Raw genomic sequence first — 14,935 nt, forward strand, 5'->3', positions numbered from 1 at the left:
TATCGCTTCGAGACACGCCCGCCCTCTCCCCCGGCCCCTCTTCCATAAATGGGAGAGGGGAGGAAGAGCCAACCAACCACGCCCCCATGCTCCAGACCTTTGCCATCCTGTTGGTTTTCCAGTCCGTCGGCGAGGTGATCAGCTACGCGCTGACCCTGCCCGTGCCCGGCCCCGTGCTCGGCATGATCCTGCTGTTCGGCTGGCTCGTCTTCGACGACCGGCTGCTGCCCGTGATCCAGGGCACCACCACCGAGCTGCTCAAGCACCTGTCGCTGCTGTTCGTGCCGGCCGGCGTCGGCATCATGGTCCACGCCAACCGCATCGAGGGCGAGTGGATGCCGATCCTGGTTGCACTGGTGGTGTCCACATGGCTGGCCATCGCCACCACCGCGGTGGTGACGCGCATGCTGATGCGCAAGCGTTCCGGCACGCCCGACGCGCCGCCCGCCGACGCCAAGGGGGAACAGGCATGATGACGCCGCGCCTGAACGAGATCTGGGTCTACCTTGCCGCCAGCCCGCTGGTGGGCCTGACCGCGACCCTGCTGGCCTATGTGTTCGCCTTCCGCATCTACGAGAAATCGCGCTTCTCGCCGCTGGCCAACCCGGTGATGATCGCGGTGGCGTTGCTGGTCACGGTGCTGACCGTCACCGGCACGCCCTACAAGACCTACTTCGACGGCGCGCAGTTCGTGCACTTCCTGCTGGGCCCGGCGACGGTGGCGCTGGCGGTGCCGCTGTACCTGCAGCTGCCCAAGCTGCGCACCCATGTGTTCCCGCTGCTGGCGGGACTGGTGGCGGGCTCGGTGGTGGCGGTGGTGTCGGCGGTGGGCATTGCCTGGCTGCTCGGGGCCTCGCCGGAAACGGTGCGCTCGCTCGCGCCCAAGTCGGTGACGATTCCGATCGCCATGGGCGTGGCCGAGAAGATCGGCGGGCTGCCCTCGCTGACCGCGGTGCTGGTGATGGGCACCGGCATCATCGGCGCGGTCAGCGCGACCATGCTGCTGAACCTGCTGCGCATCCGCGACTACAGCGTGCGCGGCTTCGCCACCGGTGTGGCGGCGCACGGCATCGGCACCGCGCGCGCGTTCCAGGTCAACCAGGAAGCCGGCGCCTTCGCCGCGCTCGGCATGGGCCTGAACGGCGTGCTGACCGCGATCCTGGTGCCGGTGATGGCGGCGTGGATGCCGCACTGACATCCTCCTGACAGCACGCTGTCAGCAGCCCCCGCGCATGATGCGAGCTCCTCACTCCCCTACCTATGGAACCCAGGAGCCCATCATGAGCCATCGTCTGATCAACTGGCTGGAAATCCCCGTCGTCGACATGCCCCGCGCCATCGGCTTCTACGAGCAGGTCTTCGATATCCGGCTGCGCCGCGAAACCATGAGCCAGGTCGACATGGCCGTGTTCCCGCACCCCGATCCCGGCGGCGCGCTGGTCGCCGGCGAAGGCTACCGGCCCAGCAACTACTACGGCACGGTGCCGTACCTGCACGCGCCGGAACTCGACGCGCTGCTGGAACGCGCGGCGCGCGCCGGCGGCAAGACCGTGTTCGGGCCGCTGCGCCTGCCGGGCGAGATCGGCCGCATCGCGCACATCACCGACAGCGAAGGCAACCGCATCGGCCTGCACGAGCCGGTGGCCGGATGAGCGCCATGGGCCACGCTGACGGATGAGCCGTCGCGCCGACCGCCTGTTCCAGATCGTGCAGGTGCTGCGCGGCCGCCGCCTGACCACGGCGGCGCTGCTGGCGCAGCGGCTCGGGGTCTCGGAACGCACCGTCTACCGTGATATCCAGGCGCTGTCGCTATCGGGCGTGCCGGTCGAGGGCGAGGCCGGCATCGGTTACCGGCTGCGCGCCGACTTCGACGTCCCGCCGCTGATGTTCAGTGCCATGGAAGTGGAAGCGCTGGTCGCCGGCCTGCGGCTGCTGAAGGCCTGGGGCGGCGGCGCGCTGGCCGCCGCGGCCGATCCCGCGCTGGAGAAACTGATGGCGGCGCTGCCGCCGCCGCGCCGGCTGGCGGCGCAGCAAAGCCGCGTGTTTGCGCCCGAATACGTCAACCAGGCGCATGTGCGCGAGGCCTTCGACGTGGTGCATGGCGCGCTGGGCGCGCACAAGCTGCTGCAACTCGACTACTGCGACGTGCAGCAGCGCATCACCGAACGCGTGGTGATGCCGCTGGGGCTGTTCTTCTGGGGCAATGCCTGGCTGCTGGCGACGTGGTGCACCACGCGCGAGGACTACCGCAGCTTCCGGCTGGACCGCTGCCGCGCCATCCGCATGCTCGACGACCAGTTCCACGAAACCCCGGACCGCTCGCTCAACGGCTTCCTGCGCGCAGTGCGCGCCAGCGGCGCCTGAAGCTCAGGCAGCGGGGTCGGACAGCAGCCGTTCGATATCGGCGCGCAACTCTTCCGGCTTGGTGGTCGGCGCATAGCGCTTGAACACGGTGCCGTCGCGGCGCAGCAGGAACTTGGTGAAATTCCACTTGATGCCCTGGGTACCGAGCACGCCACGCTTTTCGGTGGTCAGCCACTGGTACAGCGGATGGGCGTTGGGGCCGTTGACGTCGATCTTGGCGAACATCGGGAAGCGCACCGCGAACCGCGTCTCGCAGAACTGCCCGATCTGCTGCGCATCGCCCGGCTCCTGCTTGCCGAACTGGTTGCACGGAAAGCCCAGCACCTCCAGGCCGCGCCCGTGGTACTCGTCATGGAGCTTCTGCAGGCCCTCGTACTGCGGCGTGAAACCGCATTCGCTGGCGGTATTGACCACCAGCATCACCTTGCCCTGGAACTGCGACAGCGGCACCGGCTGGCCGGCGAGCGAGTTGGCTTCGAACTGGTAGACATTGCTCATGGCAGACTCCTGTAGATAGCCAAGCATACCGCCACGCGCGGCAATGCGCAGCAAGGCGCAGCCCTCAGATGACGTTGAGGTGTTCGGTGCCCGCCCCCAGGTCCGAGTCCTTGGCCTGGGTGCTGTGCAGCTTGATCATCAGGCGCAGGTCGTTGAGCGAGTCGGCGTTGCGCAGCGCGTCTTCGTAGGTGATCTTGCCCTGCTCGTACAGGTCGAACAGCGCCTGGTCGAACGAGATCATGCCCTGCTCGCGCGACTTCTTGATGACTTCCTTGAGCTCGTGGATCTCGCCCTTGAAGATCAGGTCGGCCACCAGCGGCGTGCCGATCATGATCTCAACCGCCGGCACGCGGCCCTTGCGGCCGGCGCGCGGCAGCAGGCGCTGCGAGATCATCGCCTTCAGGTTCAGCGACAGGTCGATCAGCAGCTGCTGGCGCTTCTCCTCGGGGAAGAAGTTGACCACGCGGTCGATCGCCTGGTTGGCATTGTTGGCGTGCAGCGTGGCCAGGCACAGGTGGCCGGTCTCGGCGTACTGCATCGCGTACTCCATGGTCTCGCGGTCGCGGATCTCGCCGATCAGGATCACGTCGGGGGCCTGGCGCAGCGTGTTCTTCAGCGCCACGTGCCAGGACTCGGTATCGATGCCGACCTCGCGCTGCGTGACGATGCAGTTCTGGTGCGCGTGCACGTACTCGATCGGATCCTCGATGGTGATGATGTGGCCGTAGGAGTGCGCATTGCGGTGGTCCAGCATCGCCGCCAGCGTGGTCGACTTGCCCGAACCGGTCGCGCCGGTGACGATCACCAGGCCGCGCTTGGCCATGACCACGTCATGCAGCGTCTGCGGCAGGTCCAGGTCGGCCACCGACGGGATGCGCGTATTGATGGTGCGCACCACCATGCCGGCCTTGCCCTGCTGGATGAAGGCCGACACACGGAAGCGCCCGGCCTTGGGCGCGCTGATGGCGAAGTTGCATTCGCGGCTGGTGTCGAAGTCCTGCACCTGGCGCTCGTTCATCACCGAGCGCACCAGCCCCAGCGCCTGGGTCGGGTTCAGCGGCTGCTGCGACACCGGCGTGATCTTGCCGTCGACCTTGATCGCCGGCGGGAAGTCCGAAGTGATGAACAGGTCCGAGCCGCGGTTGCTGACCATCAGCTCGAGCAGGTCGTTGATGTACTTGGCGGCGGATTCGCGGTCGAGCATGGCGGTGTCCTGCTGGAGGAAGAAAAGGCGGGCCTCAGCCCATGAACGCGTCCGGGTTCTTGGCAATCGCGCGCGCGTCGCTGTAGCTGATGACGCTGCGCTTGATCAGGTCCGACAGGCACTGGTCCAGGGTCTGCATGCCCAGCCCGCTGCTGGTCTGCATCATCGAGTACATCTGCGCGATCTTGTTTTCGCGGATCAGGTGGCGGATCGCGGGAGTGGCGATCATGATCTCGTGCGCGGCGGTGCGGCCGTTGCCGTCGCGGGTCTTCAGCAGCGTCTGAGAGATCACCGCCTCGAGCGATTCCGACAGCATGGTGCGCACCATGTCTTTCTCTTCGGGAGGAAACACGTCGACCACGCGGTCGATGGTCTTGGCCGCCGAGCTGGTGTGCAGCGTGCCGAAGACCAGGTGGCCGGTCTCGGCCGCGGTCAGCGCCAGGCGAATGGTCTCCAGGTCGCGCAATTCGCCCACCAGGATCACGTCGGGGTCTTCGCGCAGCGCCGAGCGCAGCGCGTTGGCAAACGAATGCGTATGCGGCCCCAGCTCGCGCTGGTTGATCAGGCTCTTCTTGGAGCTGTGCACGAATTCGATCGGGTCCTCCACCGTGAGGATGTGGCCCATGTCGTTTTCATTGCGATGGTCGACCATCGCCGCCAGAGTGGTGGACTTGCCCGAGCCGGTGGGGCCCGTCACCAGCACCAACCCGCGCGGCTTCATGCACAGGTCGGCGAACACCGCCGGCGCGCGCAGCTCTTCCAGCGTCAGCACCTTGGACGGAATGGTACGGAATACCGCGGCGGCGCCGCGCTGGGTGTTATAGGCATTGACGCGGAAGCGCGACAGGCCGGCGATCTCGAACGAGAAATCGATTTCGAGGCGTTCCTCGTAGGCCTTGCGCTGGGTGTCGCTCATGATGTCGTACACCATGGCGTGGACATCCTTGTGCGTCATCGAGGCGACGTTGATGCGCCGCATGTCGCCGTGGATCCGCACCATCGGCGGCATGTCCGCGGACAGATGAAGATCGGACGCCTTGTTCTTGACGGCGAAAGCCAATAGCTGCGCGATGTCCATCTATAATGACCCCACCCTGATTTGTTATCGGTACTTGACGTACCTTATATATATGTTCGCCGGATTATGTCTGTGATTGCCGCCAACTTGCAAGCCGTACGCCAGGGCATTGCGGCGGCAGCACAACAGGCCGGCAGGCAGCCCGCGGACGTCGCCCTGCTGGCCGTTTCCAAGACCGTTTCCCCCGACCGCATAAGGGCCGCATACGCCGCCGGACAGCGCGAATTCGGCGAGAACTACGTCCAGGAAGGTATCGACAAGATCGCCGCGCTGGCCGACCTGCGCGGCCACCTGCAATGGCATTTCATCGGCCCGTTGCAAAGCAACAAGACCCGGCCGGTGGCGGAACATTTCGACTGGGTCCACACCATCGACCGGCTCCGGATCGCCGAGCGGCTGTCGACCCAGCGCCCGGCCGGCATGCCGGCGCTGCAGGTCTGCATCCAGGTCAATATCAGCGGCGAAGCCAGCAAGAGCGGCGTCGCCCCGGCCGAGGTCCCGGCGCTGGCGCATGCGGTCGCCGCCCTGCCCAAGCTGCGGCTGCGCGGGCTGATGGCGATTCCCGAGCCCGCGCACGACTCCGCCGCGCAACGCCGCCCGTTCGCCGCCATGCGCGCCATGCTGCAGGCGCTGCGCGCCGATGGCCTGGCTCTCGACACGCTGTCGATGGGCATGTCGGGCGACATGGACGCCGCCATCGCCGAGGGCGCGACCCTGGTGCGGATCGGCACCGCCATCTTCGGCGCGCGCGGCTGACGTCCGCGCCCCGACCGGAATCTTTCAGACCCCAGAGACCTTCATGCTCGACACCCTCACCTTCGGCTTTCTTGGCGGCGGCAACATGGCTTCCGCACTGATCGGCGGCCTGATCGCGCGCGGCGTGCCCGCCGGCGCGATCCGCGTGGTCGACCCGTTTCCGGAAGCGCAGCAGCGCCTGGCGCGCGACCTAGGCGTGCATGCCGCCGGAGCGCCGGACGCCGCCTTCGGCGCCAGCGATGTGCTGGTGCTGGCGGTCAAGCCGCAGCAGTTCCGCGACGCGGCGGCGCAACTGCTGCCGCACCTGCCGGCCGATGGCCCGGGCAACCTGGTGATCAGCGTGGCCGCCGGCATCCGGCTGCAGGACATGCAGCGCTGGCTCGACGGGCGCAACCGCGTGGTGCGGGCGATGCCGAATACGCCGGCGCTGTCGGGCATGGGCATGACGGGCCTGGCCGCACCGGCCGCGCTGTCGGCAGAAGACCGCGCGATTGCCAGCGCCGTGGCCGAGGCCGTAGGCAAGTGCGTGTGGGTCGATGGCGATGACCAGATCGACGCGGTCACCGCGATTTCCGGCAGCGGCCCGGCCTATGTGTTCTATTTCATCGAGGCCATGCAGCGCGCCGCCACCGAACTGGGGCTCAGCGCCGAACAGGGCCGCGAGCTCGCGGTGGAAACCTTCCGCGGCGCGGCCACGCTGGCGGGGCAGTCGTCAGAACCGGTGGCGACGCTGCGCGAGCGCGTGACGTCGAAGGGGGGCACCACCTATGCGGCGCTGACCTCGATGGAAGCCTCCGGCATCGCCGATGCCTTTGTGCGCGCGATGCACGCGGCCGCGGCGCGCGGCAAGGAAATGGGGGCAGAGTTCGGCAAGGATTGAGGCGCGGCAAGGCCACAGTTGCCCTGAACTGGCTGCCGCCCCTCGCGCAAGCTCCCCTCTCCCGCAAGCGGGAGAGGGGAGCAAACCGGCAGGAATCAATCACCGCACCGCATACGCCAGCGCCGTCCCCGCAAAGACGCAAGCCCCCAGCCAGTTGTTGTGCCGGAACGCCGCGAAGCATCGCATCCGGTCGCGCTCGCGGATCAGCGTGTAGTGATAGCCGGCACAGCCGATCGCAGCAACCAGCCCCACCCAGTATGGCCACCCCAGGCCGAGCAGCGCGCCCGCCCACGCCATCAGCGCGAAGAACGCGGCGTAGCACAGCATGATCGCCGCCACGTCGAAGCGCCCGAAGGTGATGGCCGAAGTCTTCATGCCGATCAGCAGGTCGTCGTCGCGATCGACCATGGCATAGGCGGTGTCATACGCCACCGCCCAGAACACATTGGCCAGCAGCATCAGCCAGGCCACCGGCGGCACCTGGTCCTGGATCGCGGCGAACGCCATCGGGATGCCGAAGCCGAACGCGATCCCCAGGTAGGCCTGCGGAATCGCGAAGAAGCGCTTGAAGAACGGGTACGTGCCCGCCACCACCGCCGCCACCACCGCCAGCCATTTGGTCAGCGCATTCAGCGGCAGCACCAGCATGAACGCCACCAGCGCCAGCACGGCGGCCACCGCCAGCGCTTCCCACGCGGCGATCTTGCCGGCCGTCAGCGGGCGCTCGCGCGTGCGCTTGACGTGTTTGTCGAAGTCGCGGTCGGCCCAGTCGTTGATGGCGCAGCCGGCCGAGCGCATCAGGAAAGTGCCGGCGACGAAGATCCAGAACAGGGCCCAGCGCGGCGGCCCGTCCGCCGCCATCCACATGGCCCACAGCGTCGGCCACAGCAGCAGCAGCGTGCCGATGGGCTTGTCGATGCGCACCAGGCGCGCGTAGAGGGCAAGGCGTTCAAGCATGGGGGTCGGGGGCAACGGCGAGAGAGTCTGCACGGCGTGGATCCGGGGCGGGCGATTCAATGAAAACGCGCCGCAGCCCGGACGGCTGCGACGCGCAGTGCCGGCCGCCGCGGGCGCGGCAGCCAGGAGAGCGGGCCGGCCTCAGGCCAGCATCGAGCGCAGCATCCACGCGGTCTTTTCATGCGTCTGCATGCGCTGGGTCAGCAGGTCGGCCGAGGGCTCGTCGCCGGCGGCATCGATCACCGGGAAGATCGAACGCGCGGTGCGCACCACGGCTTCCTGGCCTTCGACCAGCTTGCGGATCATGTCGGTGGCCTCGGGCACGCCCTCTTCCTCGGCGATCGACGACAGGCGCGCGTATTCCTTGTAGGTGCCCGGGGCCGGGTAGCCCAGCGCGCGGATACGCTCGGCGATCGAGTCCACGGCCAGCGCCAGCTCGTTGTACTGGGTCTCGAACATCAGATGCAGCGTATTGAACATCGGACCCGTCACGTTCCAGTGGAAGTTGTGGGTCTTGAGGTAGAGGGTATAGGTGTCCGCCAGCAGCTTGGACAGACCTTCCGCGATCTTCTTGCGGTCCTTGTCGGAAATACCGATATTCACGCTCATCTCGTTCTTCTTTGCCATGGTAGATACGCTCCGTTCTGGTATAGCCACGAGGAGCGCCGCCGGGCTTGCCGAATCGCGGCGATTCGGGGGCCGGGCGGCGCGGTACCCCGCATTATTGCACCGGGCAACGGTCCGGGCCAAACCCCGCGCCGGGGGGCCGTTGCCGGGCGGGCGCTTATTGCAGGTTGAGCGCGCGCTTCACGCCCTCGCCGTAGGCCGGGTCGGCCTTGCTGAAGTGTTCCAGCTGCACGCGCACGATAGCCTCCGGCACGCCCTGCATCGCCGCGGCGATATTGGCAAACAGGCGCTGGCGCTGGCCTTCGTCGAACAGGCGGAACAGCGCGCCGGGCTGGCTGTAGTAGTCGGTGTCGACGCGGTGGTCCCAGCGGTCGGCGGCGCCGTCCAGTGCCAGCGGCGGCTCGAGCGCGCGCTCGCTGGCCGCGTAGGCGCTTTCGCGGTTGGGCTCGTAGTTGAGCTTGCCGCCCTGGTTGCCGTCCACGCGCATCGCGCCGTCACGGTGGAAGCTGTTGTGGAACGGGCATTTCGGCGCATTGACCGGGATCTGGGCGTGGTTGATGCCCAGGCGGTAGCGCTGCGTGTCGCCATAGGAGAACAGCCGCCCCTGCAGCATCTTGTCGGGCGAGAAGCCGATGCCCGGCACGATATTGGCCGGGTTCATCGCCACCTGCTCGACCTCGGCAAAATAGTTGTCCGGGTTGCGGTTGAGCTCGACCACGCCCACGTCGATCAGCGGGTAGTCCTTGTGCGGCCAGACCTTGGTCAGGTCGAACGGGTTGATGTGGTACCTGGCCGCCTCGGCCTCCGGCATGATCTGCACGCGCAGGTTCCAGCGCGGGAAGTTGCCGCGCTCGATATTGTCGAACAGGTCGCGCTGGGCGCTCTCGCGGTCGTTGGCCACCACCTTGGCCGCTTCCTGGTTGGTCCAGTTCTCCACGCCCTGCTGCGACTTGAAGTGGAATTTGACGTAGAAGCGCTCGTTATTGGCGTTGATGAACGAGTACGTGTGCGAGCCGAAGCCATGCATCTGCCGGTAGTTCTGCGGCAGGCCGCGGTCGCTCATCAGGATGGTGACCTGGTGCAGTGATTCCGGGTGGCGCGACCAGAAATCCCACACCGCGATCGGATCGCGCAGGTTGGTGCGCGGGTTGCGCTTCTGCGTGTGGATGAAGTCGGGGAACTTGAGCGGGTCGCGCACGAAGAACACCGGCGTGTTGTTGCCGACCAGGTCCCAGTTGCCTTCGTCGGTATAGAACTTGATCGAGAAGCCGCGCACGTCGCGCTCGGCGTCGGCCGCGCCGCGCTCGCCGGCAACGGTGGAGAAGCGGATGAACAGCGGCGTTTCCTTGCCGACCTCGGCAAACACCGAGGCCTTGGTGTACTGGGTGATGTCGTGCGTGATGCGCAGCGTGCCGTAGGCGCCGGAGCCCTTGGCGTGGACGCGGCGCTCGGGGATGACTTCGCGGTCGAAGTGGGCCAGCTTTTCGAGGAACCAGACGTCCTGCAGCAGCATCGGGCCGCGCGGGCCCGCGGTCTGCAAGTTCTGGTTATCGGCGACCGGTGCGCCGGCAGCAGTGGTGAGAGTGTCCTTCTTGCTCATCTTTTCCTCTTTGTGGGTGGGCTGAAACGGAATGCCGCGTCAGTGCGCCGCGGCATAGCAGGCCAGGCAATCGAGCAGGCAGCGCCCCATGCGGAGGGAAAAACGGGGCTGGGTCGGTGTCGTTGTCAGTGACTGGGCGCTGGTGCTCATCATCGGTTCCTGTCTTGCGTCGAGGCCATCCGCATCGACAGGAGCCAGTCTACAAATTATCTATTAGGTTGAGAATTTAATTATTTATACCTATGTATTAGGTCAAATCTATTTGGGGTTAGTGCAACTTAGGCCAGCGGCAGGTGACCATCCCAGGACAACGCGGCGAAATAGCCAATCAGGGGAGAAGAAATGACAACGGCCGCAGCGGAGACTCCGCTGCGGCCGTTGCATGGCCAGTCCTTCGACGCGACGCTCAGGCGGCTTCGGCCAGTTCCTTGGCGTCGAGCTTGCGCACGCCGGGCAGGTCGCACGCGGCCACGGCGTTGGCCAGCGCTTCCATTGCCGGCAGGCGGGTGAAGCTCTTGCGCCAGGCCAGCACCACGCGCCGGTCGGGCACGGGGTCGGCAAACGGTACGTACGACAGCATGTCGCCCTTGGCTTTCAGGTCGGGCACCGAGGTGCGCGGCAGCACGGTGATGCCGACACCGCTGGCCACCATATGGCGTATGGTCTCGAGCGACGAGCCCTCGAAGGTCTTCTGGATGCCGTCGGCCGCCTGCGAAAAGCGCGACAGCTCGGGGCACACGCCCAGCACGTGGTCGCGGAAGCAGTGGCCACTGCCCAGCAGCAGCATGGTCTGCTGCTTCAGTTCCTCGGGGTCGACCGCGTGCACCTGCGCCAGCTGGTGGCCGCGCGGCACCGCCACGACAAAGGGTTCGTCATAGAGCGGGCGCACCGTCAGGCCGGAATCGGGAAACGGCTCGGCCATCACCGCGCAGTCGATCTCGCCCTGCTTGAGCAGCTCGATCAGCTTGTGGGTGTAGTTCTCCTGCAGCATCAGCGGCATCTGCGGCACGGTGTCGATCATCTGCTTGACCAGCGACGGCAGCAGGTACGGCCCGATGGTGTAGATCACGCCAACGCGCAGCGGCCCCGCCAGCGGGTCCTTGCCCTGCTTGGCGATCTCGCGGATGGCCATGGTCTGCTCCAGCACACGCTGGGCCTGCGCCACGATCTGCTCGCCGACCGACGTCACCGACACCTCGGAGGTGCCGCGCTCGAAGATCTGCACGTTGAGTTCGTCTTCCAGCTTCTTGATGGCGACCGACAGCGTCGGCTGCGACACGAAGCAGGCTTCGGCGGCCCGGCCGAAATGGCGCTCGCGCGCCACGGCGACGATGTACTTGAGTTCGGTGAGCGTCATGACTTATCAAATCCGGGTAGGCGATAGATTTTACCTTCGATTGCCGGATCTGTCAGAGTGCCCACTTCACGCGAGCCGGTATGAGCCGGCTCCGGCACAAAGCCGCCCAGCAAGACGTCAATCAGGCCTTCAGGTAGTGCTCGCGCCCACCCAGCCAGCGCGACAGATGCGCTTCGACGGATTCCGGATAGTGCGCCAGCATCAGCTCGGCCGCCGCCTGGGCGTACTCCACCAGCCAGGCATCGGTCTGCAGGTCGGCAAAGCGCAACATCGCCTCGCCGGACTGGCGCGCGCCGAGGAATTCCCCCGGGCCGCGGATCTCCAGGTCGCGCCGCGCGATCTCGAAGCCGTCGGTGGTCTCGCGCATGGTCGCCAGGCGCTCGCGCGCGGTGGGCGACAGCGGCGCCTGGTACATCAGCAGGCAGACCGACTCGGCGCTGCCGCGCCCGACCCGGCCGCGCAGCTGGTGCAGCTGCGCCAGGCCGAAGCGTTCGGCATGCTCGATCACCATCAGCGAGGCATTGGGCACGTCCACGCCGACCTCGATCACGGTGGTGGCCACCAGCACCTGCAGGCGATTGGCGCTGAAGTCATCCATTACCGCGGCCTTCTCCGCCGGCGGCAGGCGCCCGTGCACCAGGCCCACGCGCAGGTCCGGGAGCGCGGCCACCAGGGTGTCGTAGGTTTCGACCGCGGTCTGCAGCTGCAGCGCCTCGCTTTCCTCGATCAGCGGGCACACCCAGTAGACCTGGCGGCCCTCGGCGGCGGCATGGTGGATGCGCCCGATCACCTCGTCGCGGCGCTCGTCGTTGACCAGGCGCGTGACGATGGGCGTGCGCCCCGGCGGCAGCTCGTCGATCACCGAGACGTCGAGGTCGGCGTAGTAGGTCATGGCCAGCGTGCGCGGGATCGGCGTGGCCGACATCATCAACTGGTGCGGCACGGTTTCGGCCGCGCTGATGGCAGCGGGCGCCTCGGCCGCACCGGCCTTGCCGCGCAGCGCCAGGCGCTGCGCCACGCCGAAGCGGTGCTGCTCGTCGACCACCGACAGCCCCAGCCTGGCAAAACGCACGGTGTCCTGGATCAGCGCATGGGTGCCGATCACCAGTTGCGCCTCGCCCGATTCCACGCGCGCCACCGCCGCGCGCTTGTCGCGCGCCTTCTGGCTGCCGGCCAGCCACGCAACCGGCACGCCGAGCGGCTCCAGCCACGCCGACAGCTTGCGGAAATGTTGCTCGGCCAGGATCTCGGTCGGCGCCATCAGCGCCGCCTGGAAACCGGCATCGATGGCCTGGCACGCCGCCAGCGCGGCGACGATGGTCTTGCCGCTGCCCACGTCGCCCTGCAACAGCCGGTGCATCGGATGCGGCAGGCTCATGTCGGCGGCGATTTCGCCGACCACGCGCTGCTGCGCGCCGGTAAGCCGGAACGGCAGGGCCGCCAGGAAGCGCGTCAGCAGCCCGCCCTCGCGGCGCGGCATGGTCGGCGCGGTCTTGTCGCGGCGCGCCGCGTGCGCGCGCCGCAGCGAAATCTGCTGCGCCAGCAGTTCGTCGAACTTGACGCGCTGCCAGGCCGGATGCGAGCGGTCGGCCAGCGCGGCCTCGCTTTCCTGTGGCGGCGGTGCGTGCAGCAGCCGCAGGCAGTCGGCCAGCGCACGCAGCTGCAGGCGCGCCAGCGGCCCCTTGAGCACCGGCTGCGGCAGCGTCTCGGGCAAGGGGGTGCGCGCCAGCGCGCCGCCGATGGCCTTGCGCAAATAGGCTTGCGGGATGCCGGCGGTGGACGGATACACCGGCGTCAGGCGGTCGGGCAGCGCCTCGCCCGCCAGCACCGGGCGCACCGTCGGATGGACCATCTCGGCGCCGAAGAAGCCGCCGCGCACCTCGCCGCGCACGCGCAGGCGCACGCCTTCGGCCATCTGCTTGGTCTGGCTGCCGTAGAAGTTCAGGAAGCGCAGGGTCAGCTCGCCGCTGTCGTCGGCAAGCTTCACCACCAGCTGGCGGCGCGGCCGGAATGTGACCTCGTTGGAGATGACCTCGCCTTCCACCTGCGCCGGCAGCCCGAGCCCGGCACGGTGGATGGCCTCGGCGATCGGCACCACCGTGGTCTCGTCCTCGTAGCGCATCGGCAGGTGCAGCACCAGATCGACCGGGCGGCGCAGGCCCAGCTTGGCCAGCCGCGCGGCGGCTGTCGACGCGCCCGAGCCCGCGGCCTTGCCCTTGGCCGCGCCGGCCTTGCCGCGCGCGGGCGCCGCCGTGTCGCTGGCGTCGTGGGCGTCGGCAGGGTCCTGGATCGGTTCGGCGGCGGTTCCGGGCATCTGTGGAAAAGTTGGCAGCGCTCGCTGCGGGCTTCTGGACTGGCTGGCGTGGCGCCGGCGAATGGCCGGTATCACGCCCGGCGCGGCGGCAAGCGCGCCCGTGGCCTTACAATATCGGATTCGCCGATTGTACCCATGCCGGCTGCCAACCCGGGCAGCGGAGTGATGCGCCGTGCCCGGCGCGCGCCTCCGCCACAGCCTGCAGACCGCCCCTCCCACGATGTTGACGCTTTCCGATTTCGACTTTCCGCTGCCGCCCGAACTGATCGCCCAGAGCGCGTTGCCCGACCGCAGCGCCAGCCGGCTGCTGGTGGTGGAGCGGCTCGCCCCCGGCGACACCACCGACGCGGTGCGCATGGTTGACCACGCCTTCAGCGATATCGTCGATTACCTGCGTCCGGACGACCTGCTGGTGTTCAACGACACCCGCGTGATCAAGGCCCGCTTCTTTGGCCACAAGCCTAGCGGCGGCAAGGTCGAGGTGCTGGTGGAGCGCGTGCTCGACACCCATACCGTGCTGGCCCAGGTGCGCGCGTCCAAGACGCCGGCCGAAGGCAGCGCCCTGCACCTGGCCGACAGCGCCTTCGCCGTGACCGTGGGCCCGCGCGTGGACCAGTTCTTCACGCTGCGCTTCCCCGAGCCGGCGCTGGATCTGATCGAGCGCTACGGCCGCCTGCCGCTGCCGCCGTATATCACCCACGACCCCGACGCCTACGACGAGACCCGCTACCAGACCGTCTACGCGCGCAGCCCCGGCGCGGTCGCCGCGCCCACCGCGGGCCTGCATTTCGACGACGCGCTGTTCGCCCGGCTCGATGCCGCCGGCGTGCGCCGCGCCTTCCTGACGCTGCACGTGGGTGCCGGCACCTTCCAGCCGGTGCGCACCGAGAACCTGGCCGAGCACAAGATGCATTCGGAGTGGTACGCGATCTCCGAAGACCTGGCGCAGGCGGTGCGCGACACGCGCGCGCGCGGCGGCCGCGTGATCGCGGTCGGCACCACCTCGCTGCGCGCGCTGGAATCGGCCGCGCAGGCCGACGGCACGCTCGCCCCCGGCAGCGGCGACACCGATATCTTCATCACGCCCGGCTACCGCTTCCGCCTGGTCGACGCGCTCATCACCAACTTTCACCTGCCCAAGTCGACGCTGCTGATGCTGGTGTCGGCGCTGGCCGGGGTGCAAGTTATCCGCGCCGCCTACCGCCATGCGGTCGAGCAGCGCTACCGTTTCTTCAGCTACGGAGACGCCATGCTGCTGACCCGGCAGCCGGACGCCGCCGCCGCGGCCTGATCTCAGACT

General features: G+C 67.9%; 15 protein-coding genes. 7 read left to right on the forward strand and 8 right to left on the reverse strand.

Annotated features, from left to right (window positions below; genetic code table 11):
* Positions 1-86 precede the first annotated feature (86 nt).
* The 4 genes from MKD50_RS06210 (at position 87) to MKD50_RS06225 (ending at position 2,364) form a co-directional block, all read left to right on the forward strand.
* Positions 87-473, forward strand: coding sequence for a CidA/LrgA family protein (locus MKD50_RS06210; protein WP_062801674.1), 387 nt, complete (start codon positions 87-89; stop codon positions 471-473).
* Complete coding sequence (locus tag MKD50_RS06215) at positions 470-1,195, forward strand: LrgB family protein (RefSeq protein ID WP_082819011.1); 726 nt, start codon at positions 470-472, stop codon at positions 1,193-1,195. Before MKD50_RS06210 ends, MKD50_RS06215 begins: the two co-directional genes overlap by 4 nt.
* Positions 1,196-1,280: 85 nt before the next feature.
* A complete protein-coding gene (locus MKD50_RS06220) occupies positions 1,281-1,652 on the forward strand; it encodes a VOC family protein (RefSeq protein ID WP_197716315.1) in 372 nt (123 codons plus the stop codon).
* 22 nt (positions 1,653-1,674) lie between these two features.
* Positions 1,675-2,364, forward strand: coding sequence for a helix-turn-helix transcriptional regulator (locus MKD50_RS06225; RefSeq protein WP_115704644.1), 690 nt, complete (start codon positions 1,675-1,677; stop codon positions 2,362-2,364).
* 3 nt (positions 2,365-2,367) lie between these two features.
* Here MKD50_RS06225 and MKD50_RS06230 read toward each other — a convergent pair whose 3' ends face one another.
* The 3 genes from MKD50_RS06230 to MKD50_RS06240 form a co-directional block, all read right to left on the reverse strand.
* Positions 2,368-2,862 carry a glutathione peroxidase gene (locus MKD50_RS06230; protein ID WP_115704646.1) on the reverse strand — a complete coding sequence of 165 codons (495 nt, stop codon included), beginning with the start codon at positions 2,860-2,862 and terminating at the stop codon, positions 2,368-2,370.
* A gap of 64 nt (positions 2,863-2,926) precedes the next feature.
* Positions 2,927-4,066 carry a PilT/PilU family type 4a pilus ATPase gene (locus tag MKD50_RS06235; protein ID WP_115704648.1) on the reverse strand — a complete coding sequence of 380 codons (1,140 nt, stop codon included), beginning with the start codon at positions 4,064-4,066 and terminating at the stop codon, positions 2,927-2,929.
* Positions 4,067-4,100: 34 nt separating this feature from the next.
* Entirely contained in the window at positions 4,101-5,144 is a 1,044-nt protein-coding gene (locus MKD50_RS06240; protein ID WP_115681084.1) for a type IV pilus twitching motility protein PilT, read from the reverse strand.
* Positions 5,145-5,210: 66 nt separating this feature from the next.
* Between MKD50_RS06240 and MKD50_RS06245 the strand changes: the two genes are divergently transcribed.
* A complete protein-coding gene (locus MKD50_RS06245; protein WP_252666663.1) occupies positions 5,211-5,900 on the forward strand; it encodes a YggS family pyridoxal phosphate-dependent enzyme in 690 nt (229 codons plus the stop codon).
* Positions 5,901-5,943: 43 nt separating this feature from the next.
* The gene (proC, locus tag MKD50_RS06250) at positions 5,944-6,780 is read left to right on the forward strand and encodes a pyrroline-5-carboxylate reductase (protein ID WP_115704652.1); all 837 of its coding nucleotides are present in this window, start codon (positions 5,944-5,946) and stop codon (positions 6,778-6,780) included.
* 99 nt (positions 6,781-6,879) lie between these two features.
* Here proC and ubiA read toward each other — a convergent pair whose 3' ends face one another.
* The 5 genes from ubiA to recG form a co-directional block, all read right to left on the reverse strand.
* Positions 6,880-7,737 carry a 4-hydroxybenzoate octaprenyltransferase gene (ubiA, locus tag MKD50_RS06255; protein WP_115704654.1) on the reverse strand — a complete coding sequence of 286 codons (858 nt, stop codon included), beginning with the start codon at positions 7,735-7,737 and terminating at the stop codon, positions 6,880-6,882.
* Between the two features lie 141 nt (positions 7,738-7,878).
* Positions 7,879-8,364 (reverse strand): Dps family protein, encoded by a 486-nt coding sequence (locus MKD50_RS06260; protein WP_092306463.1) that lies wholly within the window; start codon positions 8,362-8,364, stop codon positions 7,879-7,881.
* A gap of 157 nt (positions 8,365-8,521) precedes the next feature.
* Positions 8,522-9,964: a catalase gene (locus tag MKD50_RS06265; RefSeq protein WP_252666664.1), complete on the reverse strand. Its 1,443-nt coding sequence runs from the start codon at positions 9,962-9,964 to the stop codon at positions 8,522-8,524.
* Positions 9,965-10,370: 406 nt separating this feature from the next.
* Positions 10,371-11,321, reverse strand: coding sequence for a LysR substrate-binding domain-containing protein (locus MKD50_RS06270; protein WP_115681089.1), 951 nt, complete (start codon positions 11,319-11,321; stop codon positions 10,371-10,373).
* Positions 11,322-11,442: 121 nt separating this feature from the next.
* Positions 11,443-13,635: an ATP-dependent DNA helicase RecG gene (recG, locus tag MKD50_RS06275; RefSeq protein WP_252666665.1), complete on the reverse strand. Its 2,193-nt coding sequence runs from the start codon at positions 13,633-13,635 to the stop codon at positions 11,443-11,445.
* Positions 13,636-13,855: 220 nt separating this feature from the next.
* Here recG and queA point away from each other — a divergent pair, with 220 nt between their 5' ends.
* On the forward strand, positions 13,856-14,926 hold the full coding sequence (gene queA / locus MKD50_RS06280; RefSeq protein ID WP_252666666.1) for a tRNA preQ1(34) S-adenosylmethionine ribosyltransferase-isomerase QueA: 1,071 nt from the start codon (positions 13,856-13,858) through the stop codon (positions 14,924-14,926).
* The last annotated feature ends 9 nt before the right edge of the window (positions 14,927-14,935 follow it).

The sequence above is a fragment of the Cupriavidus mimosae genome, from assembly GCF_023952485.1.
In the GTDB taxonomy this organism is placed as follows: Bacteria; Pseudomonadota; Gammaproteobacteria; order Burkholderiales; family Burkholderiaceae; genus Cupriavidus; species Cupriavidus taiwanensis_C.

Bases quoted from the DNA above. Each gene is read 5' to 3' on its own strand.
- MKD50_RS06210 (WP_062801674.1), top strand. From the start codon at position 87: ATGCTCCAGACCTTTGCCATCCTGTTGGTTTTCCAGTCCGTCGGCGAG.
- MKD50_RS06215 (WP_082819011.1), top strand. From the start codon at position 470: ATGATGACGCCGCGCCTGAACGAGATCTGGGTCTACCTTGCCGCCAGC.
- MKD50_RS06220 (WP_197716315.1), top strand. From the start codon at position 1,281: ATGAGCCATCGTCTGATCAACTGGCTGGAAATCCCCGTCGTCGACATG.
- MKD50_RS06225 (WP_115704644.1), top strand. From the start codon at position 1,675: ATGAGCCGTCGCGCCGACCGCCTGTTCCAGATCGTGCAGGTGCTGCGC.
- MKD50_RS06230 (WP_115704646.1), bottom strand. From the start codon at position 2,862: ATGAGCAATGTCTACCAGTTCGAAGCCAACTCGCTCGCCGGCCAGCCG.
- MKD50_RS06235 (WP_115704648.1), bottom strand. From the start codon at position 4,066: ATGCTCGACCGCGAATCCGCCGCCAAGTACATCAACGACCTGCTCGAG.
- MKD50_RS06240 (WP_115681084.1), bottom strand. From the start codon at position 5,144: ATGGACATCGCGCAGCTATTGGCTTTCGCCGTCAAGAACAAGGCGTCC.
- MKD50_RS06245 (WP_252666663.1), top strand. From the start codon at position 5,211: ATGTCTGTGATTGCCGCCAACTTGCAAGCCGTACGCCAGGGCATTGCG.
- proC (WP_115704652.1), top strand. From the start codon at position 5,944: ATGCTCGACACCCTCACCTTCGGCTTTCTTGGCGGCGGCAACATGGCT.
- ubiA (WP_115704654.1), bottom strand. From the start codon at position 7,737: ATGCTTGAACGCCTTGCCCTCTACGCGCGCCTGGTGCGCATCGACAAG.
- MKD50_RS06260 (WP_092306463.1), bottom strand. From the start codon at position 8,364: ATGGCAAAGAAGAACGAGATGAGCGTGAATATCGGTATTTCCGACAAG.
- MKD50_RS06265 (WP_252666664.1), bottom strand. From the start codon at position 9,964: ATGAGCAAGAAGGACACTCTCACCACTGCTGCCGGCGCACCGGTCGCC.
- MKD50_RS06270 (WP_115681089.1), bottom strand. From the start codon at position 11,321: ATGACGCTCACCGAACTCAAGTACATCGTCGCCGTGGCGCGCGAGCGC.
- recG (WP_252666665.1), bottom strand. From the start codon at position 13,635: ATGCCCGGAACCGCCGCCGAACCGATCCAGGACCCTGCCGACGCCCAC.
- queA (WP_252666666.1), top strand. From the start codon at position 13,856: ATGTTGACGCTTTCCGATTTCGACTTTCCGCTGCCGCCCGAACTGATC.